This is a genomic window from Flavobacterium sp. (assembly GCF_017985075.1).
GTDB lineage: Bacteria > Bacteroidota > Bacteroidia > Flavobacteriales > Flavobacteriaceae > Flavobacterium.
This window is the reverse complement of record NZ_JAGNYF010000011.1, coordinates 1-3,848: the sequence shown is the minus strand read 5'-3', so window position 1 is coordinate 3,848 and position 3,848 is coordinate 1. Positions and strand designations below refer to the sequence as shown.

The window sequence follows — 3,848 nt, the reverse complement described above, 5'->3', positions numbered from 1 at the left end:
CACGACGTAAAAATGGATATGGAAAACGATCGTCCAATGGATAGATTGGTTTGCGGTGATGTGGGTTTTGGAAAAACAGAAGTCGCTATTCGTGCGGCTTTTAAAGCAGTTGACAACGGAAAACAAGTCGCTATTTTGGTTCCAACAACTATTTTGGCTTACCAACATTACCGAACTTTTGTTGATAGATTAAAAGATATGCCTGTATCCGTTAGCTATTTGAACCGATTTAGAACTGCTAAGCAAAAAGCGGAAACGTTAAAAGGTTTGGAAGAAGGAAAAATAGATATCGTAATTGGAACACATCAATTGGTAAATAAAAATGTGAAATTCCGCGATTTAGGCTTACTTATTGTCGATGAAGAACAGAAATTTGGTGTCAATGTAAAAGACAAATTAAAAACCATTGCCGCAAATATCGATACGCTTACTTTAACCGCCACACCCATCCCAAGAACCTTACAGTTTTCATTAATGGCAGCTCGCGATTTGTCTGTTATTACTACACCGCCGCCAAATAGATATCCGATTGAAACCAACGTTATTCGCTTTAGCGAAGAAACCATTCGTGATGCTATTTCTTATGAAATTGAACGTGGTGGACAAGTGTTTTTCATCAATAATCGTATCGAAAACATTAAAGAAGTTGCCGGAATGATTCAGCGATTGGTTCCTAATGCAAAAGTAGGAATTGGTCACGGACAAATGGATGGCAAAAAACTGGAAGAATTAATGCTTGCCTTTATCGAAGGCGAATTTGATGTTTTGGTGGCAACAACTATTATCGAGAGTGGCTTAGACGTACCCAATGCAAACACGATTTTTATTAATAATGCCAATAATTTTGGACTTTCAGATTTGCATCAAATGCGAGGTAGAGTAGGGCGTAGCAATAAAAAAGCATTTTGTTATTTTATTACACCACCCGAATCTGTAATGACGGATGATGCCAGAAAACGAATCAATGCTTTAGTACAGTTTTCAGAATTGGGTAGCGGGTTTAATATTGCGATGAAAGATTTAGAAATTCGTGGTGCAGGTGATTTGTTAGGTGGCGAACAAAGCGGTTTTATTAATGAAATTGGCTTTGATACCTATCAAAAAATTATGAATGAAGCCATTGACGAATTAAAAGAAAATGAATTTGCCAATTTATACGAAGAAGAAAACGATATTGAAACCAAAGAATTTGTAAAAGAATTTCAGATTGATACCGATTTTGAATTGCTGTTTCCAGACGAATACATCAATAATATTTCGGAGCGATTGAGTTTGTATAATGAATTAGGTTCTGTAAAAAATAATGCGGAATTAGAAGCTTACGAAAAACGTTTAATTGACCGATTTGGTGCTTTACCTAAAGAAGCGGTTTCTTTATTAAATAGTGTGCGTATCAAATGGAAAGCCAAACAAATTGGATTAGAACGCTTAATTTTGAAACAAAATAAAATGGTTGGGTATTTTATTGGCGATCAGCAATCTAATTTTTACCAAAGTAATCGTTTTATGAGTGTAATGAAATTTGCACAACAAAACGGAAATTTATGTAAAGTAAAAGAAAAAGAAACTAAAAACGGATTACGACTTTTAATCACTTTTGAAAACGTAAAAAGTATTCATAAAGCTTTAGAATTAATTGAAATGATATAAATTTTTTTTACCTTTGATATAAAATAATTCAATATGGGAGCTATAGGATTAAGAGACGACATTAAAAATTATGTAAACATAGCTGACGAAAGACTTTTAAAAGTTGTTAAAGCGGTAATGGAAAGTTATTGGGATGAGGAAACCGTTGCATTTACAGTTGATGGCAAACCATTAACAAAAAAAATGTATGCGCAAGAATTACAAAACGGAATTTTGGAAATTCAGAATAATGAAACTATTTCACAAGAAATTTTAGAGAAAGAATCCGAAAATTGGTAATGGAAAAACTTAAAATTGTTTGGACAGTAACTGCCAAAAATCAATTAAAAGCTATATTTGATTTTTATAAAGTCAAATCCTTAGTTGGTGCAAGAAATGTTAAAAACGATATTTTAAACGCAACTAGGAATATAGTTTTTTCTAAACAATATCAACAAGATGAAGTTGAACCTGATTTCAGAAGAATAATTGTTAGGCATTATAAAGTGATTTACAAGGTTTCTGAAAACGAAATTCAAATAGTAAGAATTTTCGACACAAGAAGACAATCTTCAACTCAAATAGATTATTAATCGTTTCCGTTTAACACTTCATTGCAATTTCAAAAAAAAAACTTATTTTTACACGTTTGCATACTAAATAACCAAAATTAAAGTTATTTATAAAAATCACAATACATTGAAAAAGATACAACTAAAATATGTGTTCACTTTTGGTATACTTGCCTTAATTTTGGCTTGTTCTACCAAAAAAGACAACTATATAAACAGAAAATGGCATTCAACAAATACAAAATATAATGTATTATATAATGGAAATATAGCATTAGAAAAAGGAATTACAGATGTAAAAGCGACGTATACGGATGATTTTTGGGACATACTTCCGTTAGAACGTATGCAAATAATGCCTGCAGAACAAAAAGAAGGCGCAGCAACCAAAAACGCAAATTTTGAACGTGCCGAAACGAAGGCTACAAAAGCCATTCAGAAACATTCAATGAATATTGGCGGATATGAAAAAAACAATCAAATTGACGAATCGTATTTGATGTTAGGAAAATCCAGGTATTACGAACACCGCTATTTACCTGCTATGGAAGCGTTTAATTATATTTTATATAAGTATCCAACAAGTAATAACGTGTATCAAGCACAAGTGTGGCGCGAAAAAGTAAACCTGAAGTTAGAAAATGAACAATTAGCCATAAAAAACTTAAATAGAACGTTAAAAGGACAAAAAGTTACAGGTCAGGATTTGGCTGATATTCATTCCGTTTTAGCGCAAGCATATATTAAAAAAAATGTTTTAGATAGTGCATTAGCTTCCGTAAAAATTTCCAAAAAAGAAACTAAATTAAAAGAAGAAAAAGCGCGATATACATTTATTTTAGGACAATTATATGAAAAAATGCATTATTCAGATAGTGCTTATGTGGCGTTTCAAGAAGTGATTGATATGAAACGTAAATCGCCGCGTAGTTATACTATTTATTCGCATTTGAAACAAGCAAATCAGTTTGATTTTCAATCCGACACATTAGCTTTTCATAAAAATCTTGACAAATTATTGGAAAACATTGAAAACAAAAGTTTTAGAGATGTTATTCATCATCAAAGAGCCGTTTTTTACGATAAAAAAGGGAAGGACAAATTGGCTATTTTAAACTATAATAAATCTATAAAAAATAGTGTTTCAGATAAATATTTAGCTTCTTTAAACTACAGAAATATTTCTGAGATATATTACAGAAAGCGAAATTTCCATTTCGTAAAAAAATATTTAGATTCTACTTTGGTGCAGTTACCAGAAAAACATATCGAAGTGAAACCTACCAAAAAAAGGTTAGAAATTATTACAGATGTTGTAAAATACCAAGATATTATTAGCTATTCGGATAGTATTATTAGTGTTTCAAAAATGTCTGCTTCAGAAAAAATAAAATATTATCAAAATTACATTGCAAAGTTAAAAATATCAGATTCTATTGCGGCTAAAAAAGCAGCAGATAATTTAGCGTTATCCAAAGAAAATCAAAAAGCAGATATGTTTTCTGGAGACAATTTTAGTGATAACCTAAACCCAAAAGATAAAAATTCAGCCGGCGGAATTTCGATGGCTAAAAATCCCGTTTTAGAACAATCTTTAACAAAACAACCTGTAAGTTCATCGGGTATGCAAAGCAATTTTTATTTTTA

The 3,848-nt window shown here is 31.3% G+C and carries 3 protein-coding genes and 1 pseudogene; all 4 read left to right on the top strand.

The window, feature by feature from the left end:
• On the top strand, window positions 1-1,650 hold a 1,650-nt coding region (locus tag KA468_RS03900), incomplete at its 5' end, for a TRCF domain-containing protein (protein ID WP_291241626.1).
• A 33-nt stretch (window positions 1,651-1,683) separates the two neighbouring features.
• A complete protein-coding gene (locus KA468_RS03895) occupies window positions 1,684-1,929 on the top strand; it encodes a hypothetical protein (protein WP_291241625.1) in 246 nt (81 codons plus the stop codon).
• Complete coding sequence (locus KA468_RS03890; RefSeq protein WP_291241624.1) at window positions 1,929-2,222, top strand: type II toxin-antitoxin system RelE/ParE family toxin; 294 nt, start codon at window positions 1,929-1,931, stop codon at window positions 2,220-2,222. The genes KA468_RS03895 and KA468_RS03890 overlap by 1 nt, the downstream gene beginning before the upstream one ends.
• Before the next feature lie 106 nt (window positions 2,223-2,328).
• Window positions 2,329-3,848, top strand: a pseudogene (locus KA468_RS03885) (gliding motility protein); the annotation flags it as partial.

Coding starts and splice junctions, on each gene's coding strand:
- KA468_RS03895 (WP_291241625.1), top strand. CDS start 1,684: ATGGGAGCTATAGGATTAAGAGACGACATTAAAAATTATGTAAACATA.
- KA468_RS03890 (WP_291241624.1), top strand. CDS start 1,929: ATGGAAAAACTTAAAATTGTTTGGACAGTAACTGCCAAAAATCAATTA.